23 protein-coding genes and 2 riboswitches are annotated in these 23,698 nt (G+C 71.5%); of the genes, 16 read left to right on the forward strand and 7 right to left on the reverse strand.

Features of this window, described 5'->3' with window-relative positions; genetic code table 11:
* The first annotated feature begins 13 nt into the window (after positions 1 to 13).
* Positions 14 to 604 carry a type VII secretion system-associated protein gene (locus tag ACZ6A9_RS24000; RefSeq protein ID WP_468988772.1) on the forward strand — a complete coding sequence of 197 codons (591 nt, stop codon included), beginning with the start codon at positions 14 to 16 and terminating at the stop codon, positions 602 to 604.
* 41 nt (positions 605 to 645) lie between these two features.
* On the forward strand, positions 646 to 1,884 hold the full coding sequence (locus tag ACZ6A9_RS24005; protein ID WP_468988774.1) for a DUF6236 family protein: 1,239 nt from the start codon (positions 646 to 648) through the stop codon (positions 1,882 to 1,884).
* Between the two features lie 75 nt (positions 1,885 to 1,959).
* Here the strand turns inward: ACZ6A9_RS24005 and ACZ6A9_RS24010 are convergent, their stop codons facing one another.
* The 4 genes from ACZ6A9_RS24010 to gcvT form a co-directional block, all read right to left on the reverse strand.
* The gene (locus ACZ6A9_RS24010) at positions 1,960 to 3,327 is read right to left on the reverse strand and encodes an L-serine ammonia-lyase (RefSeq protein ID WP_468988776.1); all 1,368 of its coding nucleotides are present in this window, start codon (positions 3,325 to 3,327) and stop codon (positions 1,960 to 1,962) included.
* 173 nt (positions 3,328 to 3,500) lie between these two features.
* Positions 3,501 to 4,757, reverse strand: coding sequence for a serine hydroxymethyltransferase (gene glyA / locus ACZ6A9_RS24015; RefSeq protein WP_468988778.1), 1,257 nt, complete (start codon positions 4,755 to 4,757; stop codon positions 3,501 to 3,503).
* 14 nt (positions 4,758 to 4,771) lie between these two features.
* Positions 4,772 to 5,149, reverse strand: a complete 378-nt coding sequence (gene gcvH, locus ACZ6A9_RS24020; RefSeq protein ID WP_468988781.1) for a glycine cleavage system protein GcvH — start codon at positions 5,147 to 5,149, stop codon at positions 4,772 to 4,774.
* Positions 5,150 to 5,260: 111 nt separating this feature from the next.
* Positions 5,261 to 6,388, reverse strand: coding sequence for a glycine cleavage system aminomethyltransferase GcvT (gene gcvT / locus ACZ6A9_RS24025; RefSeq protein ID WP_468988784.1), 1,128 nt, complete (start codon positions 6,386 to 6,388; stop codon positions 5,261 to 5,263).
* Between the two features lie 41 nt (positions 6,389 to 6,429).
* Positions 6,430 to 6,553, reverse strand: a riboswitch (glycine riboswitch).
* A riboswitch (glycine riboswitch) is annotated at positions 6,554 to 6,653 on the reverse strand.
* Between the two features lie 221 nt (positions 6,654 to 6,874).
* On the opposite strand from gcvT, the gene ACZ6A9_RS24030 reads away from it, so the two are divergent.
* The 9 genes from ACZ6A9_RS24030 to ACZ6A9_RS24070 all read left to right on the forward strand — a co-directional run bounded on the left by ACZ6A9_RS24030 (position 6,875) and on the right by ACZ6A9_RS24070 (position 16,837).
* Positions 6,875 to 7,543, forward strand: a complete 669-nt coding sequence (locus ACZ6A9_RS24030) for an AAA family ATPase (RefSeq protein ID WP_468988787.1) — start codon at positions 6,875 to 6,877, stop codon at positions 7,541 to 7,543.
* A gap of 52 nt (positions 7,544 to 7,595) precedes the next feature.
* Entirely contained in the window at positions 7,596 to 8,372 is a 777-nt protein-coding gene (locus ACZ6A9_RS24035; protein WP_468988790.1) for an enhanced serine sensitivity protein SseB, read from the forward strand.
* Positions 8,373 to 8,767: 395 nt separating this feature from the next.
* Positions 8,768 to 9,517, forward strand: a complete 750-nt coding sequence (locus tag ACZ6A9_RS24040) for an enhanced serine sensitivity protein SseB C-terminal domain-containing protein (protein ID WP_468989296.1) — start codon at positions 8,768 to 8,770, stop codon at positions 9,515 to 9,517.
* 432 nt (positions 9,518 to 9,949) lie between these two features.
* Positions 9,950 to 11,620 carry an ABC transporter substrate-binding protein gene (locus ACZ6A9_RS24045; RefSeq protein WP_468988792.1) on the forward strand — a complete coding sequence of 557 codons (1,671 nt, stop codon included), beginning with the start codon at positions 9,950 to 9,952 and terminating at the stop codon, positions 11,618 to 11,620.
* A gap of 110 nt (positions 11,621 to 11,730) precedes the next feature.
* Positions 11,731 to 12,735: an ABC transporter permease gene (locus ACZ6A9_RS24050; protein ID WP_228967201.1), complete on the forward strand. Its 1,005-nt coding sequence runs from the start codon at positions 11,731 to 11,733 to the stop codon at positions 12,733 to 12,735.
* Positions 12,735 to 13,694, forward strand: coding sequence for an ABC transporter permease (locus ACZ6A9_RS24055; RefSeq protein WP_468988796.1), 960 nt, complete (start codon positions 12,735 to 12,737; stop codon positions 13,692 to 13,694). The genes ACZ6A9_RS24050 and ACZ6A9_RS24055 overlap by 1 nt, the downstream gene beginning before the upstream one ends.
* A 6-nt stretch (positions 13,695 to 13,700) precedes the next feature.
* The gene (locus ACZ6A9_RS24060; protein ID WP_468988798.1) at positions 13,701 to 14,702 is read left to right on the forward strand and encodes an ABC transporter ATP-binding protein; all 1,002 of its coding nucleotides are present in this window, start codon (positions 13,701 to 13,703) and stop codon (positions 14,700 to 14,702) included.
* The gene (locus ACZ6A9_RS24065; RefSeq protein ID WP_468988800.1) at positions 14,699 to 16,081 is read left to right on the forward strand and encodes an ABC transporter ATP-binding protein; all 1,383 of its coding nucleotides are present in this window, start codon (positions 14,699 to 14,701) and stop codon (positions 16,079 to 16,081) included. Before ACZ6A9_RS24060 ends, ACZ6A9_RS24065 begins: the two co-directional genes overlap by 4 nt.
* A 96-nt stretch (positions 16,082 to 16,177) precedes the next feature.
* Positions 16,178 to 16,837: a trimeric intracellular cation channel family protein gene (locus ACZ6A9_RS24070; RefSeq protein ID WP_468988803.1), complete on the forward strand. Its 660-nt coding sequence runs from the start codon at positions 16,178 to 16,180 to the stop codon at positions 16,835 to 16,837.
* Here ACZ6A9_RS24070 and ACZ6A9_RS24075 read toward each other — a convergent pair.
* Complete coding sequence (locus tag ACZ6A9_RS24075) at positions 16,743 to 17,975, reverse strand: alpha/beta hydrolase (protein WP_468989299.1); 1,233 nt, start codon at positions 17,973 to 17,975, stop codon at positions 16,743 to 16,745. The two genes, ACZ6A9_RS24070 and ACZ6A9_RS24075, sit on opposite strands and share 95 nt — an antisense overlap.
* 98 nt (positions 17,976 to 18,073) lie before the next feature.
* On the opposite strand from ACZ6A9_RS24075, the gene ACZ6A9_RS24080 reads away from it, so the two are divergent.
* Positions 18,074 to 18,943 (forward strand): thioesterase family protein, encoded by an 870-nt coding sequence (locus ACZ6A9_RS24080; protein WP_468988805.1) that lies wholly within the window; start codon positions 18,074 to 18,076, stop codon positions 18,941 to 18,943.
* A gap of 297 nt (positions 18,944 to 19,240) precedes the next feature.
* On the opposite strand, the gene ACZ6A9_RS24085 is transcribed toward ACZ6A9_RS24080, so the two are convergent.
* Complete coding sequence (locus ACZ6A9_RS24085) at positions 19,241 to 19,891, reverse strand: TetR family transcriptional regulator (RefSeq protein WP_468988808.1); 651 nt, start codon at positions 19,889 to 19,891, stop codon at positions 19,241 to 19,243.
* Positions 19,892 to 20,004: 113 nt separating this feature from the next.
* Between ACZ6A9_RS24085 and ACZ6A9_RS24090 the strand changes: the two genes are divergently transcribed.
* From ACZ6A9_RS24090 to ACZ6A9_RS24100, 3 genes are all read left to right on the forward strand, one after another.
* Positions 20,005 to 20,172: a hypothetical protein gene (locus ACZ6A9_RS24090; protein WP_468988810.1), complete on the forward strand. Its 168-nt coding sequence runs from the start codon at positions 20,005 to 20,007 to the stop codon at positions 20,170 to 20,172.
* Between the two features lie 72 nt (positions 20,173 to 20,244).
* Complete coding sequence (locus tag ACZ6A9_RS24095) at positions 20,245 to 20,511, forward strand: DUF4190 domain-containing protein (protein WP_468988812.1); 267 nt, start codon at positions 20,245 to 20,247, stop codon at positions 20,509 to 20,511.
* Positions 20,512 to 20,580: 69 nt separating this feature from the next.
* A complete protein-coding gene (locus ACZ6A9_RS24100) occupies positions 20,581 to 21,750 on the forward strand; it encodes a cysteine desulfurase family protein (protein ID WP_468988814.1) in 1,170 nt (389 codons plus the stop codon).
* Positions 21,751 to 21,773: 23 nt separating this feature from the next.
* Here ACZ6A9_RS24100 and ACZ6A9_RS24105 read toward each other — a convergent pair whose 3' ends face one another.
* Positions 21,774 to 22,463 carry an N-acetylmuramoyl-L-alanine amidase gene (locus tag ACZ6A9_RS24105; RefSeq protein WP_468988817.1) on the reverse strand — a complete coding sequence of 230 codons (690 nt, stop codon included), beginning with the start codon at positions 22,461 to 22,463 and terminating at the stop codon, positions 21,774 to 21,776.
* A 59-nt stretch (positions 22,464 to 22,522) separates the two neighbouring features.
* Between ACZ6A9_RS24105 and mnmA the strand changes: the two genes are divergently transcribed.
* Entirely contained in the window at positions 22,523 to 23,659 is a 1,137-nt protein-coding gene (gene mnmA, locus ACZ6A9_RS24110) for a tRNA 2-thiouridine(34) synthase MnmA (RefSeq protein ID WP_468988820.1), read from the forward strand.
* Positions 23,660 to 23,698 lie beyond the last annotated feature (39 nt).

The following is a 23,698-nucleotide window of genomic DNA, read 5'->3' on the forward strand; positions in this document are numbered from 1 at the left end:
GAGTGGGGCAGCGATGCCCACGCCCCCCGACGACATCGTCGAGGCCGCGCGGCTCGCGCCGGACCACTGGATCAGCATGATCGACCCCGGCTGGGACGGCGAGGGCGTGCCGCCCGACCGGGTCGTGGTCGGCCGCTGGCGCACGGGAGCGACCGGCGAGATCGAGGAGTGGGAGGACAACGAGGCGTACCGTCCCTCCCCGGAAGCGCTCGGCTGGCCCGAGCCCACCGACGACGTCGACGCGGCCCTCCAGCTCGCCGTCACCGGTTACGGACCGGTCGAGGACGCCCTGCGCGCCCTGGCCACCGCCGAGGTGGCGGTGCTCACCCTGCCGGACGGCGCCCCGGTGACCGCCGCGGTGGAGGACGGCAGGCCCGTCGTCCCGGTCTTCACGGCCTTGCCCCACCGGAACGCGGTGGGCGGCTTCGCCTTCGAACGCGTCACCGTCCCGGCCCTCCTGGACCGCCTGCCCCCCGGCCACGCGCTCTACGTCAACCCGGCCGGCCCCGCGGGCACCGTGCTGGAACCCGCCCCGCTCGCGGAGACGATCACGGGCGGAACACGGCCCGACGACGCACCTGGTCCCCATAACATCACCGGGTGACGGCCCACAGGGCTCGGGGACTTCCACGAAGGAGCGTGTCCGTGCAGCGCACCGGTCTGTACTACCCGTACGTCCACTTCCGCGACCCGGCGTGGATCAAAGCCGCCGCGCTCTACCTCCCGGAGATGGCCCGTGTGGTGCCCGAGGGCTTCCGCGTGTCGGACCCGGACCACGTCCGTGTCCTGCGGGACGGGCTCGGCTTCGTCCAGGACATCGACCCCGCCGACGCCGTCGAGGCGGCGTCGCGGCACTTGCTGCGGGTCGTGGACGAGCGCGGTGAGGAACTGCGCAACCGCTTCGGTGTCACCGTCGAGCAGGACGTCGTGGACGCCGAACCCTCGCCGCCCGACGCCCGGACGCCGGCCGACGACGGTGCGCATCATTCCCGCTCGCCCCGGGACCGGCCGTTGGCGGGTCTCTACCCGGGGGAGATGTCACCGGAGCTGAGACAGGCCCTGTCCGACGCGGGACTGGCGGCGCGGCGCGTGCGCAACAGCTTCAGTCGTGGGGCGCCCGGAGTGTGGCTGGGCCTGGACCCGGCGCTCGCCTGGGTCTACAAATGCGCGCTGACCGCCGAACTCGCGGCCCGTACGGCCTTCCTCCCCGTCACCGACCAGGAGGCCGCCCACACCGCGGTCGACCCCTGGGACACCGAGCGGATGGCGGCGGTCCTCCTGGGCGGTGCCCCGGCACCGGCCGGAACCGGCGACCTCGCGGGACGGATCGGGGTGCTGTCCGTGCGCTGCGTGCTTCCCGCGGGGCTCGGCGAGGTGCCCGCGGAGAAGATCGTGACGCTGCGCAAGAAGTACGAGCCGGAGTTCCTCGCCTACACGGACGCCGTCGCCCGGACGGCGGCGGACCTGCGCGAGGAACTGGACGGCATCCGCAGCCGGCAGGCACTGGACACGTACGTGCGGCAGGCGGTGCACCGGGAGTTCGACGTGGAGCTGGCGAAGCTGCGCAAGGCCATGAACGGCGTCGGCCTCCAGACGATCACCACCTCCGTCAGCACCACGTTCGACACGCCCACCTCGGCGGCCCTGCTGAGCGGGCTGATCGGCACGGTCGGCGGCACCGTGGCGGGCAGCGCGGCGGGCATCGTGGCCGGCGTCGGCGCGACAGCCGTGGGCATCCTCGGCGGAGCCCGCGGCCGGCGCGACGAAGCACTCGCCGCCTCCCCGGTCAGTTTCCTGCTGCGCGTCGAGAACGGGCTGAACCCCGCCACCGCGGTCCGCAGGATCGGCCGCGCCCTGCGACGGGGCGCCGGCGCGGGCGTGTGACGGGGCGCCGGAGCCGGCGTGCGACGGGCGGGGAACCATGACCGGGGTCCGCTGACCGCCGCCCGACGGCGGGCCTCAGCACTCGATGATGTTGACCGCCAGCCCGCCCCGGGCCGTCTCCTTGTACTTGACCGACATGTCCGCGCCGGTCTCCTTCATCGTCTTGATGACCTTGTCGAGGGAGACCTTGTGCGAGCCGTCGCCGCGCATCGCCATCCGGGCCGCCGTGACCGCCTTGACCGCTGCCATCCCGTTGCGCTCGATGCACGGGATCTGGACGAGGCCGCCGACCGGGTCGCAGGTCAGGCCGAGGTTGTGCTCCATGCCGATCTCGGCGGCGTTCTCCACCTGCTCCGGGGAGCCGCCCAGCACCTCCGCGAGGGCTCCCGCCGCCATCGAGCAGGCCGAGCCGACCTCACCCTGGCAGCCGACCTCGGCGCCGGAGATGGAGGCGTTCTCCTTGAAGAGCATGCCGATCGCGCCGGCCGCCAGCAGGAAGCGGACCACGCCCTCCTCGTCCGCGCCGGGGACGAAGTTCATGTAGTAGTGCAGGACGGCCGGGATGATGCCGGCCGCGCCGTTCGTCGGCGCCGTCACGACCCGGCCGCCGGCCGCGTTCTCCTCGTTCACGGCCATCGCGTAGAGGGTGATCCACTCCATGGCGAGCGCCTGCGGATCGCCCTCGGAGCGCAGCTTGCGCGCGGTGTTCGCGGCGCGGCGGCGCACCTTCAGCCCGCCCGGCAGGATGCCCTCGCGGGACATGCCCCGGTCCACGCAGGCCCGCATCACGCGCCAGATCTCCAGCAGGCCTTCGCGGATCTCCTCCTCGCTCCGCCAGGCGCGCTCGTTCTCCAGCATCAGGGCGGAGATCGACAGGCCGGTCTCCCGGGTGAGGCGCAGCAGTTCGTCGCCCGTGCGGAAGGGGTACTTCAGGACGGTGTCGTCGAGCACGATGCGGTCCGCGCCGACCGCCTCCTCGTCCACGACGAACCCGCCGCCCACCGAGTAGTACGTCTTCGACAGCAGCTCCGCGCCGGTGGCGTCGTGGGCCCACAGCGTCATGCCGTTGGCGTGGTACGGCAGCGTCTCGCGGCGGTGCAGCACCATGTCGTCGTCGTAGGAGAACGCGATCTCGTGCTCGCCGAGCAGCCGGATCCGGCCACCGTCCTTGATCTTCTCCACCCGCTCGTCGGCCGACTCCACGTCCACCGTGCGCGGCGAGTCGCCCTCCAGGCCCAGCAGCACCGCCTTGGGCGTGCCGTGGCCGTGGCCGGTGGCGCCCAGGGAGCCGTACAGCTCCGCCCGCACCGAGGCGACGGAGTCCAGCAGGTCCTCGTTGCGCAGCCGCCGGGCGAACATCCGGGCCGCCCGCATCGGGCCGACCGTGTGCGAGCTGGACGGGCCGATGCCGATCGAGAACAGATCGAAGACCGAGATGGCCACGGGGGGACTCCTAAGGGTTCGGCGGACGACGCTGTCCACCGGGAGGGGTGGTTCGCAGACAGGGACACGGAAGGGGAAACGTTCATGCGGGGTGCATGGTGCGGGGCACCGCGCCCACCGACCAGTGTGCGCGATGCCCCTGATGTCCGTACGTGAGAAAGCGTACGAAAGTACTACAGGCCGGGGTACAGCGGGTGCTTCGCGGCGAGAGCCGTCACCCGGGCCCGGAGCGCCGCGACGTCGTAGGACGGCTTCAGCGTTTCGGCGATCACGTCCGCGACCTCGGTGAAGTCCTCGGCGGTGAAGCCGCGGGTGGCCAGCGCGGGCGTGCCGATCCGCAGACCCGAGGTGACCATCGGGGGGCGAGGGTCGTTCGGGATCGCGTTGCGGTTCACGGTGATGCCGACCTCGTGCAGCCGGTCCTCGGCCTGCTGGCCGTCCAGTTCCGAGTCGCGCAGGTCCACCAGGACCAGGTGCACGTCCGTGCCGCCGGACAGCACGTCCACGCCCACGGCCTTGACGTCGTCCTGGACCAGGCGCTCGGCCAGGATCCGGGCGCCCTTCAGCGTACGGCGCTGACGCTCCTTGAACTCCTCGGTGGCGCACACCTTGAACGCGACCGCCTTGGCGGCGACCACGTGCTCCAGCGGACCGCCCTGCTGACCGGGGAAGACCGCGGAGTTGATCTTCTTGGCCAGCTCGGCCGTGGAGAGGATCACCCCGCCGCGCGGACCGCCCAGGGTCTTGTGCGTGGTGGTCGTCACGACATGGGCGTGCGGGACCGGGTTCGGGTGCAGGCCCGCGGCGACCAGACCGGCGAAGTGCGCCATGTCGACCATCAGGTAGGCACCGACCTCGTCCGCGATCCGGCGGAACGCGGCGAAGTCCAGCTGACGCGGGTACGCCGACCAGCCCGCCACGATCAGCTTCGGCTTGTTCTCCTTGGCGAGCCGCTCCACCTCCGCCATGTCGACCTGGCCGTCGTCGCCGACGTGGTAGGCGACCACGTTGTAGAGCTTGCCGGAGAAGTTGATCTTCATGCCGTGGGTCAGGTGCCCACCGTGCGCGAGGTTCAGGCCCATGATCGTGTCACCGGGCTTGAGCAGCGCGAACATCGCGGCCGCGTTGGCCTGCGCACCCGAGTGCGGCTGCACATTGGCGTGCTCGGCGCCGAACAGCTCCTTGACCCGGTCGATCGCGATCTGCTCGATCACGTCGACGTGCTCGCAGCCGCCGTAGTAGCGGCGGCCGGGGTAGCCCTCGGCGTACTTGTTGGTGAGGACCGAGCCCTGGGCCTCCATGACCGCGACCGGGGCGAAGTTCTCCGAGGCGATCATCTCGAGGGTGGACTGCTGACGGTGCAGCTCGGCGTCGACCGCGGCGGCCACCGCCGGGTCGAACTCGTGCAGGGACGTGTTCAGAACGGACATGCGCTACAGACTCCTCAGCCGGCGATTTCGGCGTCGTACTCGGCGGCGGTCAGCAGGTCGGCCGGCTCGTCGCTGACGCGCACCTTGAACAGCCAGCCGCCCTCGAAGGGCGCCGAGTTCACCAGCGACGGGTCGTTCACGACGTCCTCGTTGACCTCGGTGATCTCACCGCTGACCGGGGAGTACAGGTCGCTGACCGACTTGGTCGACTCCAGCTCGCCGCAGGTCTCGCCCGCGGTCACCGTGTCACCGACCTCGGGGAGCTGGACGAACACCACGTCACCGAGCGCGTTCGCCGCGTGCTCCGTGATGCCGACCGTCGACACGCCGTCCTCGGCGGCCGTCAGCCACTCGTGCTCCTTGCTGTAACGCAGCTGCGTGGGGTTGCTCATGGCCTGAATTCTCCTGTACGGGGGATGACGGATGACTGAGGGGACTGCGTACGGCGCACGTGAGCAGGCACGACATGCTCACCTGTGCGCGGGAAGCCGTCTACGACGGTGTCACTTCTGCCGCTTGTAGAACGGCAGCGCCACGACCTCGTACGGCTCGTGGCTGCCGCGGATGTCCACACCGACACCCTCGGTGCCGGGCGCCGCGTACGCCGGGTCCACGTAGGCCATGGCGATCGGCTTGCCCAGGGTGGGGGAGGGGGCACCGGAGGTGACCTCGCCGATCACCTCGCCGCCGGCCACGACCGCGTACCCGGCGCGCGGGACGCGGCGGCCCTCGGCGACCAGGCCGACCAGCACGCGGGGCGGCTGCGCGGCGGCCCGCTCGGCGGCCTCGGCCAGTGCCGCGCGGCCCACGAAGTCGCCCTCCTTCTCGAACTTCACGACCCGGCCGAACCCGGCGTCGAAGGGCGTGAGGGAGGTGCTCAGCTCGTTCCCGTACAGCGGCATGCCCGCCTCCAGGCGCAGCGTGTCCCGGCAGGACAGCCCGCACGGGACCAAGCCCGCGCCCTCGCCGGCCTTGGTCAGCGCCTGCCACAGCTCCACCGCGTGCTCCGGCTTCACGAACAGCTCGAAGCCGTCCTCGCCGGTGTAGCCGGTGCGGGCGATCAGCGCGGGGACGCCGGCAACCGTGCCGGGCAGACCGGCGTAGTACTTCAGGCCCTCCAGGTCGGCGTCGGTGAGCGAGGCGAGGATGCCCTGCGACGCGGGGCCCTGCACGGCGAGCAGCGCGTAGGCGTCCCGGTCGTCGCGGACCTCGGCGTCGAAGCCGGCCGCACGCTCCCGCAGCGCGTCCAGGACCACCTGCGCGTTGGAGGCGTTGGCGACCACCAGGTACTCGGGGGCGCCTGCGTCGCCCAGCCGGTAGACGATCAGGTCGTCCAGGATGCCGCCGTCCTCGCGGCAGATCATCGTGTAACGGGCCCGGCCGGGCTTGACGCCGCCGATGTTGCCGACCAGGGCGTGGTCGAGGAGGGCGGCGGCCGCCGGGCCGGTGACCGCGATCTCGCCCATGTGCGAGAGGTCGAAGAGGCCGGCCCGGGTGCGCACGGCGTTGTGCTCGTCGCGTTCGGAGCCGTAGCGCAGCGGCATGTCCCAGCCGGCGAAGTCGGTCATCGTCGCGCCGAGCGACCGATGCAGGGCATCGAGCGCGGTCCGGCGGGGTTCGGTACTGCTCATCGGTCGGTCTCCCAGAGGCGATGGGGGAAGGCGAGGGCGATTCCTCCCCATCTGTCATCGGAACCTGAGAGGTTCGCCGTGAACGCCCGCACAGGGGAGACCACGGTTTGCACCTTGGGTGGGGCCGCCGGAGCACGGCTGCGGCGGCCCGCTTTTCAGATGTGCCTCGCCCGCGCGGTAACGGGGCCTGAGAGATTCAAGGGAGGGACTTGCTCCTTCGGCGCCCCGGCGGCAATGGTGCCGGGGACTCTCCCGCGCGGATTCAAACGGCCGGTATGCAGTTGGCGCGCCCATCATTGCACGCATCGCGGGGGCGCGGCAGGGGGACCCTTTCCTGGGATGCACAGGGTGTACGGGCACCATCACGGGGAGCTGTGACAGGCCTGTTTCAGGAAAGGCACGGAAACGGGAGACCCGGGCATTACCTTCTCTTTACACTCAGCGGGGACCCGGACTCACAGCCGGTCCCAGGGGAGGACCAACACGGTGAACAGGACCACGGCGTGCGCCACCACCTCGGGCGTCGCGCTGCCCCCGCAGTCGGCCGACCGGGTCCGCGGGGCCCGCGGCGCGCTGCCCGCGCCCGTCGTCCGCGATCTGCGCGGGCGGGACGGCCGCAGCCCGCGCGCACTGCTCTTCGGGCCCCGCGACCTCGTCGTCGTCACCGGACTGCCCGGCAGCGGCAAGTCCACGCTGATGCGCCGTACGGTGCGCGGCACCCGCATCGACTCCCAGGACACCCGCGACCGCTTCGACCGCCGCCTGTCCGGCTTACTGCCCTACGCCGTCTACCGCCCCCTGGTCCGTCTCGCCCACTACGCCGGCCTGCGCCGCGCGCTGCGCGCCGGAGAGGCGGTCGTGGTCCACGACTGCGGCACACAGGCATGGGTGCGGCGCTGGCTGGCCCGCGAGGCCCGCCGCCGCGGGGCGGGCCTGCACCTGCTGCTGCTCGACGTCACCCCGCAGCAGGCCCTGGCCGGCCAGCGCGAGCGCGGGCGCGGCGTCTCCCGGTACGCCTTCCGGCGTCACCGTGCGGCGAGCGAGCGGCTGCTGCGCGCGGTGGAGCGCGGCCGGCCGCCGGCGCACAGCGGCTCGGCGGTGCTGATCGACCGGGCCGCGGCGGACACCCTGCGCAGGATCGGCTTCGCGGGCTGACCGGATAACCTTTCGGCCACAGCAGCGGTTCCAGGCAGGCGGTAGGCGAGAGATGGACTTCCCGGCGTTCCCGGCCCCGACACACCCCCATCCGCACGGCGGATGGCCCGGCAACGAGCTGGAGGAGGTGCTCTCCGCGTCGCTCGGCGTCCCCTCGGCCGGCAGCAGGATCGTGGAGGTGCTGGGCCGCAGCTTCGTCTGGGTCCCGTTGCCGAACGGCGGTGGCCCGCACAGCGGCCCCCTGGACCTGCCCACCCTGGAGATCGACGGTCAGGCCTACGTCCCCGTCTTCACCTCCGAGGAGCAGTTCCGGCAGGTCGTCGGCTCCCACATGTCGTACACGGTCGCGCCCGCCGTGGAGTTCGCCCGCGGTCTGCCGCCGCAGGCCGGGATCGTGGTGAACCCCGGTGGCGTGGTCGCCGTACCGCTGCCGCCGGCGGCCGTCGCCGAGTTGTGCCGGGCCGGGCACACCCCGCTGGACGGCGCCGCGAGCGGCGGCCGGGTCCGGCTGTTCCAGCCCGACTGGCAGGACGACCCGGTGGACTTCCTCGCCGCGGCCTCGGAGGAGTTCGACGCCGTCGGCGTGGTCACGACCGCCCGTCGCTGCCTCGCCGCGATCGAGACGGCCGACCCGGTCCTGTTCATCGGCGTGGAGCTGGCCCACGGCGAGGGCGACGTCCGCACGCTGCCCCTGGACGCCCTGGGCCGGGCCCTGGGACGCACGGCGGCCCCCTGGCAGGTCAACCTGATCCTGATGGACATCGCCCAGGACCCGGTGGCCGACTGGCTCCGCACCCAGGTCCGCCCCTTCTACGAACGCCGGCCGTAACTCGCCAGGGGTTCCCACCGCGCGGATACGCCACCCCCAGGGCGCGGGGAACTGCGCGACCAGCCCCGACGCACCCGCACCCGCCGCGCCGGCGGGACCGCGCCCGTCCCGTCGCGCGGGTGCGGCAACCCCCTCAGGGGCGCGGGGAACTGCGCGACCAGCCCCGACGCACCCGCACCCGCCGCACGACCCGCACCCCCGAGTCCTCCCGCGCCCCGTCTCGGCCCCCACCCCGCCCCCGCCCCGCCCACCCCGTCGAACCCCCGGCGCCGCACAGCCCACCTCGCCCACCCGCCGGAGGCTTACGCTAGGTTCATTGGCTCGGGCGAGGGCGTTGTACGGAGGGGCGATACAAAGTGAGCGCTGGCACCGCGGCGGCCGGACAGGTCGAGCACATGCTGCGCCAGGTGACGCCCGGGCGTTACGACGCCTACGAGGCGTTGCTGCGCGCCCTGGCGACCCCCTCCTCCGGCCAGGTCTGGATGCTGCTGTGGCACGGCCAGGCCGGTTCCCCCGACGCCCAGTACGGGAACATGGAGGTCGACGGCTTCGGCTACGCGCCCTGCGTCACCTCCGCGCAGGAGCTGTCCGCCAGCGGCTGGAACCGGTCCTACGAGGTGGTCGACGGCCTCGAAGCGGCCCGCGCGCTCTACCCCGACCGCTACGGGCTCTGGCTCAACCCGCACGCCCCGGGCGGCGGCGTCGGCATCCCCTGGCTGGACCTGCGCCGGATCGCCGGCGGCCTGGACCGCCGGCCCGCCGGGCCGCTGAGACTGTCCGAACCGGCCATCGAGATCCCGCAGTTCTACGCCCTGCTCGCGCAGAACGCCCACCGCACCCCGCCCGTGCGCGCCCTGCGCAGGGCCTGGGTGCAGCCCGCGCTGGGCGCCCCGTACCTCGCCATCGGCCTGGACGTGTACGACGCCTCCCCGCCCGCCGTGGACGCGGTGCGGGCGATGATGCAGCAGTCCCTCGGCGCGGTCCCGGACGGACTGCCGGTGTCGACCGTGGCGATGTCCGACGAGCACGACCCCGTCGCGATGTGGCTGCGCGCCAACGCCCGGCCCTTCTACGACCGCGAGGCGCACGGCGCCGGCCGGCCCCCCGCCCCGGGCTACGGCTACCCGCCCGCCCAGCACCGCTGAACGGGACGTACCCGCACTTTTCCGACGCGCGCCCCGGGCCGTGCCGTACCCCGTGCCGTGCTGACTCAGCGTCACCATGTCCACCATGTGGACACATGCACCGACATGCCGCGGGCGCCGGTCGGCCGGGGGTGATTTCACGTCAGATTTTCAGCCATGCGCACTGCGCGACCGCGCCTTGACCCCCTGTCACCTGCGGTTTCACGCGTTCTCCACGCCATCGGGCCGCCGTCGGACGCCTCTTGCGGGGCCGTCGGATGTGTCCCCCGGGTTAAATCTCGGCGGTGGGGCGCCTGAACAGTCCGATATGTCAAGTGTTCAGATCTCAGGTAGGTATCACCGCTATCCGGACTGTTCCTGACTGACTGCGAACGTAGGTAGTGTTCGGCCGGTCAAGATGCATCCACATAGCGGACCCGGAGTGGCCCCAATATGCGCATAACCAAGTCCCGAGTCGCTCGGGCGATCACGGCCGCGGTGGCGGTCGGTCTGATCGCCACGGGCTGCTCCAGCGAACGGGACGCTGACAACGAGAGCGGCGGCGACAAGGACACCTTCGTCTTCGCCGGTGCCGGAGACCCGGGTTCCCTGGACCCTGCCCTCGCGAGCGACGGTGAAACCTTCCGTGTGACGCGGCAGGCCTTCGAGGCCCTGCTGGAGCATGAGTCCGGCGGCACCGACCTGGTCGGCGGCCTCGCCGAGACCTGGTCGAGCAACGACCAGGGCACCGTCTGGACCTTCAACCTCCGCAAGGGCGTGAAGTTCCACGACGGCGAGGCGTTCAACGCCGCGGCCGTGTGCGCCAACTACGACCACTGGTTCAACTGGACGGGCACCTACCAGTCCAGCGCGGTCTCCTACTACTGGCAGACCATCATGGGCGGCTTCGCGAAGAACGAGGACAAGGAAGCCCCCGAGGCGAACTACAAGTCCTGCACCGCGAAGGACGAGAACACCGCCGTCATCGAGGTCAAGAAGCCCTCCGCCAACCTCCCCGGCGGCTTCTCCCTCAACGCCCTCGCGATCCACTCGCCGAAGGCCATCGAGGCGTACAAGAAGCAGGACGCCTCCGCCAAGGGCGACGCCATCACGTACCCCAAGTACAGCCAGGAGGCCGGCACGGTCGCCGGTACCGGCCCGTACAAGATCAAGAAGTGGAACAAGGGCAACAAGGAAGTCACCCTTGAGCGCTTCGACGACTACTGGGGCGAGAAGGCGAAGATCAAGAACCTGGTCTTCCGCACCATCGACACCGAAGAGGGACGCCGCCAGGCGCTCCAGGCCGGTGACATCGACGGCTACGACCTCGTCGCGCCGGCCGACGTCAAGACCCTCGAGAAGGAGGGCTACGTCGTCCCGACCCGTGGGGTCTTCAACCTCTTCTACCTGGGCATGAGCCAGTCGGCCAACCCGGCTCTGAAGAAGAAGGAAGTCCGCCAGGCCATCGCGCAGGCGATCGACAAGGAGAACCTGGTCAAGACCCAGCTGCCCGAGGGCGGCAAGGTCGCCGACCAGTTCATGCCGGACACCATCGCGGGCTACTCCAAGAACGTGACGAAGTACCCCTTCGACACGGCCGCGGCCAAGAACCTCCTCAAGAAGGCCGGTGAGGAGAAGCTCAAGATCGAGTTCTGCTACCCGACCGAGGTCACCCGCCCGTACATGCCTGCTCCGCAGGACCTGTTCGAGCTGATGAAGGCCGACCTGGAGAAGGCCGGCATCACCGTCACCCCGAAGGCCATGAAGTGGGCCCCGGACTACCTGGACGCCACCGAGGCGGGCTCCTGCGCCCTGCACATGCTCGGCTGGACCGGTGACTTCAACGACGGCTACAACTTCATCGGCACCTGGTTCGCCGGGTTCGACAAGCAGTGGGGCTTCAAGGACCAGAAGGTCTTCGACGCCGTGAACGCCGGTTCGAAGCTGGGCAAGGCCGAGGAGCGCGTCGCGGCCTACGAGAAGGCCAACGAGGCCATCATGGCCTACCTCCCGGGTGTGCCGCTGTCGTCCTCCCCGCCGGCCATCGCCTTCGCCAAGAACGTGAACCCGCCGAACGTCTCCCCGCTGACGCAGGAGGTCTTCGCCGAGGCCTCGTTCAAGTAAGCGCCTGATCGGCACCGAAAACCCAACGGGGGGGTCCGCCCGGCCGCCGCAACTCGGCGGCCGGGCGGGTCCATTCATGTAAGACATCACGCTAGAAAGGGGCATGCGGGGTGCTGCGTCTCGTCGTACGAAGACTGCTCCAGCTCATACCCACGCTGCTCGGCCTGTCGGTTCTTCTTTTTCTGTGGCTCGACCGGCTGCCCGGTGGACCCGCCTCAGCGATCCTGGGGGAAAAGGCCACCGAGGCCGAAGTGGCGCGCATCAACCGTGCGCTCGGGCTGGACCAGCCCGTCTACGTTCAGTACTGGCGCTTCCTCAAGCGCATCGTCGAACTCGACCTGGGCACCTCCACCCAGACCGGACAGCCGGTGTGGGACGAGTTCGTCCTGCGTTTCCCCGCGACCGTGGAGCTGTCGCTCCTCGCGATCCTCATCGCCGTCGTGGTCGGCGTGCCCCTCGGCTACTTCGCGGCCCGCAACCGCGGTGGCTGGCTCGACGTCACCGCGGTCTCCGGCTCGCTCGTCGGCATCTGCATCCCGGTGTTCTTCCTGGCCCTGATCCTCAAGCAGATCTTCGCCGTCCAGCTCGGGATCTTCCCCAGCTACGGACGCCAGGACACCGGCATCAACGCCACCGACGTGACCGGCTTCGCCGTCCTGGACGGCATCCTCACGGGTGAGTTCGACGCCTCCTGGGACGCGATCATCCACCTGATCCTGCCCGCCGTCGCCCTGGCCTCCATCCCGCTCGCCGTCATCGTGCGCATGACCCGCGCCAGCGTGCTCGAGGTGCAGGACGAGGACTACGTCCGCACCGCCGAGGCCAAGGGCCTCAAGCGGAGTGTCGTGCGCGGCCGGCACGTGATGCGCAACGCGCTGCTCCCCGTGATCACGGCGGTCGGCCTGCTCACCGGCTCCCTGCTGTCGGGTGCGGTCCTGACCGAGTCCGTGTTCTCCTTCGGCGGCATCGGCTCCTTCATCCGGACCGCGATCGACGGCCGTGACTACCCGGTGCTCGTCGGATTCATCATGTTCATCGCGCTGATTTACGTCCTGATCAACTTGCTGGTGGACCTGGCGTACAGCCTCATCGACCCGAGAGTGCGGGTGCACTAATGAGCGTCGCCACCAAAACCGACAAGATCCAGCGCCTCGCCGAACTGGCCGCGACCAAGGAGACCAGCACCGGCGCCAGCCTGTGGCGGGAGGCGTTCCGACGCCTCAAGCGCAGCAAGATGGCGATCATCGGCGCGATCGTCATCGCGATCTTCATCGTCCTCGCGATCGTCGGACCGTACATCGCCCCGTACTCCCCGACCGCCCAGACCTGGCGCAACGAGGTCTTCGCCAACCGCGGCCAGTTCGTCGGCATGCGCGGCGATAACTGGTTCGGCCTCGACCACCTCGGCCGGGACATGTTCTCCCGCATGCTGGTCGGTGCCCGTCAGACACTGCTCGTCGGCGTCGTCGCCACCACGATCGGCCTGATCATCGGCTTCGTGATCGGCGGCCTCGCCGGTGCCTTCGCCACCCTCGGTGGCGAGCGGGGCAAGCGCATCGACTCCGTCATCATGCGCTTCATCGACATCATGCTGGCGATGCCCTCGCTGCTGCTGGCCGTGTCCATCGCGGCCGTCATGGGGCAGTCGCTGACCACGGTGATGATCGCCGTGGGTGTCGTGCAGATCCCGGTGTTCGCCCGGCTGCTGCGCGGCTCCATGCTGGTGCAGGGCAGCGCGGACTACGTGCTCGCCGCCCAGTCCCTCGGTGTGCGCAAGCGGCGCATCGTGCTCTCCCAGATCGTCCCCAACTCGCTCAGCCCGGTGATCGTGCAGGCCACGCTCTCCCTGGCCACGGCGATCATCGAGGCGGCCGCCCTGTCCTACCTGGGTCTCGGCAACCCCGATCCGGCCATCCCGGAGTGGGGCGTCATGCTCACCCAGGCGCAGCGCTTCTTCGACAACGCGCCGATGATGGCGGTCTACCCCGCCGTCGGCATCATCATCACCGCCCTCGGCTTCACCCTCCTCGGCGAGGCCATGCGGGAAGCCCTCGACCCGAAGCTGAGGGGCTGAACCACCATGTCTCTGCTCTCTGTCGACGAACTGACCATCACCTTCGGTGGCGGCGGCCGCAAGGAGTCCCGGGCGGTCGACGGCGTCTCCTTCGAGGTCGACCAGGGCCAGGTCGTGGGCCTGGTCGGTGAGTCCGGCTGTGGAAAGTCCGTCACCTCCCTGGCCCTGATGGGCCTGCTGCCCCACAAGGGCGTCAAGATCGGCGGCCGTGCCGAGTTCGACGGCACCGACCTGTTCACGATGAGCCCGTCCGCCCGCCGCGACCTGCGCGGCAGCCAGATGGCGATGATCTTCCAGGACCCGCTGTCCTCCCTCAACCCGGTCGTGCCGGTCGGGGTGCAGGTCACCGAGATCCTGGAGCGCCACCGCGGAATGAAGGGGGAGGCCGCCCGCAAGGAGGCCGCCCACCTGCTGGACCGGGTCGGCATCCCCGACCCGACCCGCCGGCTCAAGGAGTTCCCGCACCAGCTCTCCGGCGGTATGCGCCAGCGCGCGCTCATCGCCATGGCCGTGGCCTGCGCCCCGAGCCTGCTCATCGCCGACGAGCCCACCACGGCGCTCGACGTGACGATCCAGGCGCAGATCCTGGAACTGCTCAAGGAGCTCGTGGACCAGGAGGGCACCGCCCTGCTGATGATCACCCACGACCTCGGTGTGGTCGCCGGTCTCTGCGACCAGGTCAACGTGCTCTACGCGGGCAAGGTCGTGGAGTCCGCCGGGCGCCGCGAGCTGTTCGCCCACCCCACCCACCCCTACGCGCACGGACTGCTGGGCTCCATCCCGCGTCTGGACGCTCCCCGGGGCGAGGCGCTCAAGCCCATCCGCGGCTCCATCAACGACCGCATCGCCTGGGCCGACGGCTGCGCCTTCGCGCCCCGCTGCGACCGGTACGAGATGGGCTGCCTGACCGGCACCCCGCCGCTCACCGAGCCGCGCGCCGCCGGTCATGAGGTGCGGTGCGTCCATCCCGTACTCGACGACGCGAAGGCCGAGGAGGTCCCCGCATGAGCCTGCTCGAACTGGACGGCGTCAAGGTCCACTTCCCCATCAAGAAGGGTGTCCTGTTCGACCGCACGGTCGGCCACGTCTACGCCGTGGACGGGATCTCCCTGAAGGTCGAGGCCGGCCAGACCTACGGCCTGGTCGGTGAGTCGGGCTGCGGCAAGACCACCCTGGGCCGGTCCGTGCTGCGGCTGGTCGACATCACCGAGGGTTCCGTCGTCCTCGACGGCACCGACCTGGCGAAGCTGCCGGGCGAGCAGATGCGCCGCTTCCGGCGCCGGCTCCAGATGGTCTTCCAGGACCCGCTGGGCTCGCTCAACCCCCGGCAGAACATCGAGTCGATCCTCTCCGAGGGCATGATCGCCCACGGCATCGGCAAGGACCAGGAGGAGCGGCGCGAGAAGATCACGTCGATCCTGGACAAGGTCGGCCTGCCCTCCAACGCGCTCGCCCGCTACCCGCACGAGTTCTCCGGCGGTCAGCGCCAGCGCATCGGCATCGCCCGCGCCCTGGTCCTCGAACCCGACGTGATCATCTGCGACGAGCCGGTCTCCGCGCTCGACGTGTCGGTCCAGGCCCAGGTCATCAACCTGCTGGAGGAGCTCCAGGAGGAACTGGGCCTGACCTACGTGGTCATCGCCCACGACCTCGCCGTGGTCCGGCACATCTCCGACGTGATCGGCGTGATGTACCTGGGCTCGCTGGTCGAGGAGGCGCCGAGCGACGCGCTCTACGCCGAGCCGAAGCACCCGTACACCAAGGCCCTCATGTCGGCCGTGCCGGTGCCGGACCCCGAGGTGGAGGACCAGCGCGAGCGCATCCTGCTCGTCGGCGACCTGCCCTCCCCGGCGAACCCGCCGAGCGGCTGCCGTTTCCACACCCGATGCCCGTGGGCCCAGGCCGAGCGGTGCTCGACCGAACGCCCCGAGCTCCGGGACGTCGGCGGCGGTCACCGGGTGGCCTGCCACTTCGCCGAGGAGATCGCGGCCGGATCGCTGAAGCTGACCGCCGGTGAGGTCGTGTCGGCCACGCGCGAAGGCGTCGAGGACGCCCCGCCGACCCTGCCGGAGCAGGCGGAGCGTGCGGAGGCCGCCGTCGCCGAGGCCGAGGAGGCCGAGAAGGCGGTGAAGGCCGAGAAGGCCGACACCGTCGAGGCGGCCGACGCGCCCGAGAAGGCGGACACGGCCGAGGAGAAGGCCGCGGAGCCCGTCGAGGGCGAGAAGGCCGTCGAGGGCGAGAAGGCCGACGAGCCCGACAAGGCCGACGAGCCCGACAAGGCCGTGACGACCGAGAAGGCCGCCGCGACCGAGAAGGACGCCAAGGACGCCAAGGTCGAGAGGGCCGCCGAGGCCGAGAAGGCTCAGAAGGCCGACGAAGCCGTATAGCCCGTCCGTCCGTTGTCTCGCTGGAGACAGCAAGCTCGCCGCACCCCTCGCCTTCTATTGCAAGGCGAGGGGTGCTTGCTGAGTGAGAATGTACGGGTGCTGCAGCAACTGTTCAGTCCGTCCGTCCTGCATGTGCTCGACCTGATGGGCATCTTCGTCTTCGCGATCTCCGGTGCCCTGCTGGCCGTGCGCAAGAACTTCGACGTCTTCGGCATCGCCGTACTCGCCGAGGTGACCGCACTGGGCGGAGGACTCTTCCGCGACCTGGTCATCGGCGCGGTACCGCCCGCCGCGTTCACGGACCTGGGCTACTTCGTCACCCCGCTGTTCGCCGCAGCCTTGGTGATCTTCCTCCACCCGCACGTGGAGCGCATCCAGGTCGCCGTCAACGTCTTCGACGCGGCCGGGCTCGGCCTCTTCTGCGTCGTCGGCACCACCAAGGCCTACGACTACGGGCTCGGCCTGACGGCCTCCGCCTGTCTGGGCCTGGCGACCGCGGTCGGCGGCGGCGTCCTGCGGGACGTGCTCGCCAACGAGGTGCCCTCGCTGCTGCGCTGGGACCGCGACCTGTACGCCGTTCCGGCCATCGTCGGCGCCACCATGGTCGCGCTGTGCATCCGCTACGACGTGCTGAACGCGATGACCAGCTCCTTCGCCGTGGTCACGGCCTTCGTGCTGCGGCTGCTGGCGATGCGCTACCACTGGCGGGCGCCCCGTGCGTGGCACCGCCGCTCGACGGTCCGGGAGGAGGAGTAGTCCCGCCCGCCGTGCGGTGACCGCCCAGTTCCTCGGTCAGCCAGCGGAAGGCGGGGATCACCTGTGGCCGCCACAGCGCCATCGTGTGTCCGCCTGCGCTCCGCGGCAGCTTCACCACCTGCACGTTCGTCGGCGTCCTTGCGGCCCGTCCGAGCGCCATCGCGTCCTCGTAGCCGTCCTTCTCCTGGCCGGAGAGATAGAGCGAGATCCGGGGCGGTGTCGCCGCCTCGCGCAGCATGCGGAGCGGATCGTGCGCGGCGCGCAGGACCGGATCGCGTCCGGTGAGGGAGGCGCGTTCGACGGCCGGGTCGTTGTAGCCGGACAGGCTGACGGCCGCGCTGTAGCGGTCGGGGTGCGCGACGGCGAGCCGGGTCGCGCAGTGCCCGCCGGCCGAGTACCCGGCGACCGACCACCCCCGCGGGGCGTCCTGCACACGGAAGTTGTCGATCACCATGCGCGGTACGTCGACGCCGAGCCAGCTCTCCGCGTTCACCCGGCCGGGAAGGTTGGCGCATCCCGTGTCGGCACCGGGGACCAGAGCGGTGCGCGGTGCCACCAGCACGAAGGGGGCGATGCGGCCGTCCCGCATCAGCGGCATCAGCTGCTCGTGCGCGTCCAGCGTGCCGAACCAGGCCTTCGCCGAACCCGGGTAGCCCTGCAGCAGCTCCACCACCGGGAACTCGTGGTCGGCCCAGGCGGGATCGTCGTACTGCGGCGGCAGCCAGACGTACACCTCGGCCCTCACCCCGGAGACCCGGCCCGTCATCCTGGTGACGCGGACCCCGCCCGCCGCCCGCATGCCCGGTCCGGCCGCGGGCCGGAACGTCTGGCGGACCTTGGGCAGCCGCTCCAGCACCACCCCGCCGGTGCCGTCGGCGCCGAGGTCCGCGGCGTGCTCCACGTGGTCGCCGGTGCCCAGCAGGTCGGACCAGCTGTCGTAGAGCTGGTTGGAGTTGTTGACCAGGGTGAACACCAGGGTGACCGCCGTGAGCTGGGCGAACAGCAGCATGGCCACCCGGGTGACGGCCCGCACGGCGCGGGGCCCGCGCACCCGGGTCCACAGCAGGAGCGGCAGACCGAGGGCGACGACGGCCAGGACGGCCAGGGTGCAGAGGAACGGGGTCCCGGTGAGGCTCATGTCCCGATAGAGGGCGAAACCGTGCACCGGGTTCACGCGGTCGCCGGCCCCTTCTCGCAAAGCTACCGCTTAGTATCCTCTTCTTGTACTGTTCATCCATGCCAGAAGCAGCCCTCGCCCAGGCCACCGACGCCACCCGGGCCACGATCGGCGCCAGTGAGTTCGACCGCGACACCGCTCTCACCCGGCGGTCGCCCGGCGTCTACGACATCGACCTCTCCGCCGGCTGGACGATCATCAACGCCGTCAACGGCGGCTACCTGCTGGCCGTGCTGGGCCGTGCCCTGGCGGACGCCCTGCCGCACTCCGACCCGTTCACCGTCTCCGCGCACTATCTGACCGCCTCCCAGCCGGGCCCGGCGGTCGTCCGCACCGAGACCGTGCGCACCGGGCGGACCCTGTCGACGGGGCAGGCGTCCCTGTTCCAGTTCGACGAGCGGGGCAACGAGGTGGAGCGCATCCGCGTCCTCGCCTCCTACGGCGACCTGGACTCCCTCCCCGACGACGTCCGCACGGCGGCCGAGCCGCCCGCGATACCGCCGATGGGGCAGTGCTTCGGCCCCGAGGACGGGCCCGCGCCCGTCGACGGCAGTTCCGCCATCGCCGACCGGCTGATGCTCAAGCTCGACCCGTCGACCCTGGGCTGGGCGCTCGGGCAGCCCTCCGGCAAGGGGGAGATGCGAGCCTGGTTCGGCCTCTCCGACGGCCGGGATCCCGACCCGCTCGCCCTGCTGCTCGCGGTGGACGCCCTGCCGCCGACCGCCTTCGAGCTGGGCCTGACCGGCTGGGTCCCCACGGTCGAACTCACCGTCCACGTCCGCTGCCGCCCCGCCCCGGGCCCCCTACGCGTCGCCATCAGCACCCGCAACCTCGCCGGCGGATTCCTGGAGGAGGACGCCGAAGTGTGGGACACCGACGACCGCCTGGTCGCCCAGTCCCGCCAACTGGCCAGGGTCCGCCTGCCCTGACCCACTCCAGCCGGCCCGGCAGAAGAGGCCTCGCCCTCCCGGTCGGTCCGGCCCTTGTGGACGAGGCCTCGCCCTCCGGGCCGGTCCCGCCCTTACGGACGAGGCCTCGCCCTCCCGGCCGGTCCGGCCCTTGTGGAGAAGGCCTCGCCCTCCCGGCCGGTCCGGCCCTTGTGGGCGAGGCCTCGCCCTCCCAGCCCGTCCGGCGTTTGAGGACGAGGCCCGTTCAGGGCCGAAAGGGGGTCTGGGGCGCAGCCCCAGGGACGGGACGGGAAGGGGCGGCGGGGGCGGACAACCGGCTCACCCACTCCCACCCGCCCGATCCAGCCAGTGCGCCCGCCCGACACTGATCAGCCGCAACCGCCGCGCAGCCACCCGCGCCACCCGCTCGCGCTCCCGCTCCCCGGCCCCACCCCCCGCCGCCTCCAGCAACAGCGACGCGGTCATCAGCATCTGATCCACATAGACCTGCGCCAGCATCAGCAGATCCTCCTCCCCCCACCCCGCGGACACCGCGTCCGAGGCCAACGCCTCCCCGACCTCCGCGGTGAACAGCGCGAGCTGCCCCCGTATCGCCTCCCGCACCACCCGCACCCCGCCGTGCCGCTCGCGGGCGATGAACCGCACGTGCGCCGGATGCGCGTCCACATGACCGGCGATCAGCTCGACGGCCCGCGCGATGCGTTCCTCCCCGTCCCCCGTCGTGGACACGATGGTCCGGATCATCGGGTGCAGACTGCCCAGCGCCTCCTCGACCAGGGCCACCCCCAGGTCCTCGACCGACCGGAAGTGCCGGTAGAAGGCGGTCGGGGCGATGCCCACGGCCCGGGTGACCTCGCGCAGCCCCAGGCTGCTCAGGCTCTGCCCCTCCAGCAACTCCAGCGCCGCGTCGAGCAGTGCCTGCCGGGTCTTCTGTTTCTGGGCCTGCCGGACGCCGGAGAGGTGACTCATGCCATCCAGTTAACAACTGTTCTCCGGAATGGGGAAGTGAGAAGTCCGGCTAGGCTGGGAACTCAGTGAACAACTGTACCTACAAGCGTTCACCGAACGTGGGGGATCCACTCATGCTGTTCCTCGTCGCCGCGCTTCTGCTGCTGGGCGTCGCCCTGGGCGCCGTGGCCCACGCGCCGCTGACCTTCTCCGTCACCGCCGGTGCCGTCATCGCCGTCTGGCTGGGCGTCTTCGCCCTGCGCGAGCGCCACGGCCGCCGCCGCGGCACCCCGGCACGCTGACCCGCCCGGACACCGGCCCCGAGCACCCCGACCGACCCGAGACCCGAAACCCGAGAGTGGGAGCCGATCACCATGCACCTCACCGCACCGGCCGGCCGCCGCACCGGAATCCACGACACCGACGCAATGGCCGTCGCGTCCTTCGTCCTGGGCCTGCTGGGCCTGCTCGTCCTCAACGTCTTCCTCGGCCCGACCGCCATCGTGCTGGCGGCCCTGGCCCTGCGGCGGGGCACGCACCGGCGCGGCCGTGCCCTCCTCGGCCTGGGGCTCGGCGTCGCCGACCTCCTCGTCCTCGTGGCGTTCATGCAGGCGGACGGCACGATGTCGTGGAGTTTGTGAGCCGGCGCCGCGATCCGGCCGGCGGCGACCCGGGCCCGGTGCGCCCGGCCCCGTAGAATCGGCCCCACCATGGCTTACCTCGACCACGCCGCGACCACCCCGATGCTTCCCGAGGCAGTCGAGGCGCTCGCCGCGCACCTGGGCGTCACCGGCAACGCCTCCTCCCTCCACGCGGCCGGACGCCGGGCCCGGCGCACCGTCGAGGAGGCCCGCGAGACCCTCGCCGAAGCGCTGGGCGCCCGCCCCAGCGAGATCGTCTTCACCTCGGGCGGCACGGAGGCCGACAACCTCGCGGTGAAGGGCCTGTACTGGTCCCGCCGCGACGCCGATCCGGCTCGCACCCGGGTTCTGGCCAGCCCCGTCGAGCACCATGCCGTCCTCGACGCCGTCCACTGGCTCGGCGAGCACGAGGGCGCCACCGTCGAGTACCTTCCGGTCGACTCCCACGGGCGGGTCCACCCGGACACCCTGCGCCAGGCCATCGCCCGCAACCCCGACGACGTCGCCCTGGCCACCGTCATGTGGGCCAACAACGAGATCGGGACCGTCCTGCCGGTCCGCGAACTCGCCGAGGTGGCCGCCGAGTCCGGGGTGCCTCTGCACTCCGACGCGGTCCAGGCCTTCGGTCAGGTCCCGGTCGACTTCGCCGCGTCCGGGCTCGCCGCGATGACCGTCTCCGGCCACAAGATCGGCGGCCCGTACGGCATCGGCGCGCTGGTCCTGGGACGTGAGCACACGCCCGTGCCCGTCCTGCACGGCGGCGGCCAGGAGCGCCATGTCCGCTCCGGCACCCTCGACGTCCCCGCCGTCGCCTCCTTCGCGGTCGCCGGACGGCTCGCCGCCGAACAGCGGGAGTGGTTCGCCCGCGAGATCGGGCGGCTGCGGGACGACCTGGTCGCCGCGGTCCGCGAGGCCGTCCCCGACGCGGTCCTCGGCGGCGATCCCGCCCCGGACGGCCGCCTGCCGGCCAACGCCCACTTCACCTTCCCCGGGTGCGAGGGGGACTCGCTGCTGCTGCTGCTCGACGCCCAGGGCATCGAGTGCTCGACCGGTTCCGCCTGCACCGCCGGAGTGGCCCAGCCCAGCCATGTCCTGCTGGCCACCGGGGTGGACCCCGATCTCGCCCGCGGGACACTGCGCTTCTCGCTGGGGCACACCTCGACGGAGGCGGACGTCGAGGCGCTGGCGAAGGCCATCGGGCCGGCGGTGGAGAGGGCTCGGGCCGCGGGGCTGATGTAAGGGGTCCTTTCGCCCCTCCGCCCCTAGGACAGTGCTTTGGCGTCCGGTGTCGCCTGTGTGGTGCGGGCCGCGCGGACGAGTGTGAGGTAGCGGTTCCAGTCCCAGTGCGGTCCCGGGTCGGTGTGGTCGGTGCCGGGGACCTCGACGTGGCCGATGATGTGCTCCCGGTCCACGGGGATGTCATAGCGGGCGCATATGCGGGCCGTCAGACGGGCCGACGCCTCGTACATCTCGTCCGTGAGGTCCCCGGGGCGGTCCACGAAGCCCTCGTGCTCGATGCCGATGCTGCGCTCGTTGTAGTCGCGGTTGCCCGCGTGGTACGCCACGTCCAGCTCGCGGATCATCTGCGTGACCCGGCCGTCCTGGCCCACGATGTAGTGCGTCGCCGCCTTGTGTCCCGGGTCCTGGAACGCCCGCACCGCGCTGTCGAAGCTGCCCTGGGTGACATGGACGATCACCATGTCGATGCCGAAGTCGTCCGGCCGGTCGGCCCGCCGCCAGTTCGCGTCCGAGGCCGCCACCCAGCGGGCGCCCGTGAAGTCGACCGCGCCCGGCTCGCGCGGCTTCTCGACGCCGGGCACGCGCCACCACAGCCGCGCCAGCTCGTCACGGGCCAGCACCGCCGTGCCGGCCGCGGCCGCGGCCCCGCCCACGATCAGGGCCCGCCGCCCGATGCGCCGGTCCGTGTCCCCGGAAGTCTTGTTCTCCCCCATGTGAGCGTGAACGGATACCCGGCCGCCCTGGTTCCCGCGCCCCGTACCCTTGAAGGGCTATGACTGACATCCCGCAGCGCCCCCGCCCCCTCCGCGTCCTGGCCGCCATGTCCGGCGGAGTCGACTCCGCCGTCGCCGCCGCCCGCGCGGCCGAGGCGGGCCACGACGTGACCGGAGTCCACCTCGCGCTCTCCGCGAACCCCCAGTCGTTCCGTACCGGCGCGCGGGGCTGTTGCACCATCGAGGACTCGCGCGACGCACGCCGCGCCGCCGACGTCATCGGCATCCCGTTCTACGTGTGGGACCTCGCCGACCGCTTCCGCGAGGACGTCGTCGAGGACTTCGTCGCCGAGTACGAGGCCGGCCGCACCCCGAACCCGTGCCTGCGCTGCAACGAGAAGATCAAGTTCGCCGCGCTGCTGGACAAGGCGCTCGCGCTCGGCTTCGACGCCGTGTGCACCGGCCACTACGCCCAGGTGATCCTGCGCGAGGACGGCACGCGCGAGCTGCACCGCGCCTCCGACATGGCCAAGGACCAGAGCTACGTCCTCGGCGTGCTCGACGACCGCCAGCTCGCCCACGCCATGTTCCCCCTCGGTGACACGGTCACCACCAAGGAGGAGATCCGCGCGGAGGCCGAGCGGCGCGGACTCGCCGTCGCCAAGAAGCCCGACTCGCACGACATCTGCTTCATCGCCGACGGCGACACCCAGGGCTTCCTCGCCGGCCGCCTCGGCAAGGCCGAGGGGGACATCGTCGACGAGTCCGGCGCCAAGGTCGGCACCCACGAGGGCGCCTACGGCTTCACCATCGGCCAGCGCAAGGGCCTGCGCATCGGCACCCCCGCCCCCGACGGCAAGCCCCGCTACGTCCTCGACATCTCCCCGGTCGACAACACGGTCACCGTCGGCCCCGCGGCGGCCCTCGACGTCACCGCCCTGACCGCGATCAAGCCCCGCTGGTGCGGCGCCGCCCCCACCGGCCCCGGCACCTACACCGCCCAGCTGCGCGCCCACGGCGGCGAGACCGGGGTGACGGCGGAACTCGTCGACGGGGAACTCCGGGTGTCCTTCAGCCAGCCCGTCCGCGGCGTCGCCCCCGGCCAGGCGATCGTGCTGTACGACGGCACCCGTGTGGTCGGCTCGGCGACCATCGCGTCCACGGTGCGGGCCACCGGAGCGGCCACGGCGGTCTGACGCGGTCCGGCCTCCGTGCGGCCGAACGGCCCTCTGCGG

The organism is Streptomyces sp. NPDC041124 (genome assembly GCF_055592385.1).

Coding starts and splice junctions, on each gene's coding strand:
- ACZ6A9_RS24000 (WP_468988772.1), top strand. CDS start 14: ATGCCCACGCCCCCCGACGACATCGTCGAGGCCGCGCGGCTCGCGCCG.
- glyA (WP_468988778.1), bottom strand. CDS start 4,757: ATGTCCGTTCTGAACACGTCCCTGCACGAGTTCGACCCGGCGGTGGCC.
- gcvH (WP_468988781.1), bottom strand. CDS start 5,149: ATGAGCAACCCCACGCAGCTGCGTTACAGCAAGGAGCACGAGTGGCTG.
- gcvT (WP_468988784.1), bottom strand. CDS start 6,388: ATGAGCAGTACCGAACCCCGCCGGACCGCGCTCGATGCCCTGCATCGG.
- ACZ6A9_RS24035 (WP_468988790.1), top strand. CDS start 7,596: ATGGACTTCCCGGCGTTCCCGGCCCCGACACACCCCCATCCGCACGGC.
- ACZ6A9_RS24040 (WP_468989296.1), top strand. CDS start 8,768: ATGCTGCGCCAGGTGACGCCCGGGCGTTACGACGCCTACGAGGCGTTG.
- ACZ6A9_RS24045 (WP_468988792.1), top strand. CDS start 9,950: ATGCGCATAACCAAGTCCCGAGTCGCTCGGGCGATCACGGCCGCGGTG.
- ACZ6A9_RS24055 (WP_468988796.1), top strand. CDS start 12,735: ATGAGCGTCGCCACCAAAACCGACAAGATCCAGCGCCTCGCCGAACTG.
- ACZ6A9_RS24060 (WP_468988798.1), top strand. CDS start 13,701: ATGTCTCTGCTCTCTGTCGACGAACTGACCATCACCTTCGGTGGCGGC.
- ACZ6A9_RS24065 (WP_468988800.1), top strand. CDS start 14,699: ATGAGCCTGCTCGAACTGGACGGCGTCAAGGTCCACTTCCCCATCAAG.
- ACZ6A9_RS24075 (WP_468989299.1), bottom strand. CDS start 17,975: ATGAGCCTCACCGGGACCCCGTTCCTCTGCACCCTGGCCGTCCTGGCC.
- ACZ6A9_RS24080 (WP_468988805.1), top strand. CDS start 18,074: ATGCCAGAAGCAGCCCTCGCCCAGGCCACCGACGCCACCCGGGCCACG.
- ACZ6A9_RS24085 (WP_468988808.1), bottom strand. CDS start 19,891: ATGAGTCACCTCTCCGGCGTCCGGCAGGCCCAGAAACAGAAGACCCGG.
- ACZ6A9_RS24090 (WP_468988810.1), top strand. CDS start 20,005: ATGCTGTTCCTCGTCGCCGCGCTTCTGCTGCTGGGCGTCGCCCTGGGC.
- ACZ6A9_RS24095 (WP_468988812.1), top strand. CDS start 20,245: ATGCACCTCACCGCACCGGCCGGCCGCCGCACCGGAATCCACGACACC.
- ACZ6A9_RS24100 (WP_468988814.1), top strand. CDS start 20,581: ATGGCTTACCTCGACCACGCCGCGACCACCCCGATGCTTCCCGAGGCA.
- ACZ6A9_RS24105 (WP_468988817.1), bottom strand. CDS start 22,463: ATGGGGGAGAACAAGACTTCCGGGGACACGGACCGGCGCATCGGGCGG.
- mnmA (WP_468988820.1), top strand. CDS start 22,523: ATGACTGACATCCCGCAGCGCCCCCGCCCCCTCCGCGTCCTGGCCGCC.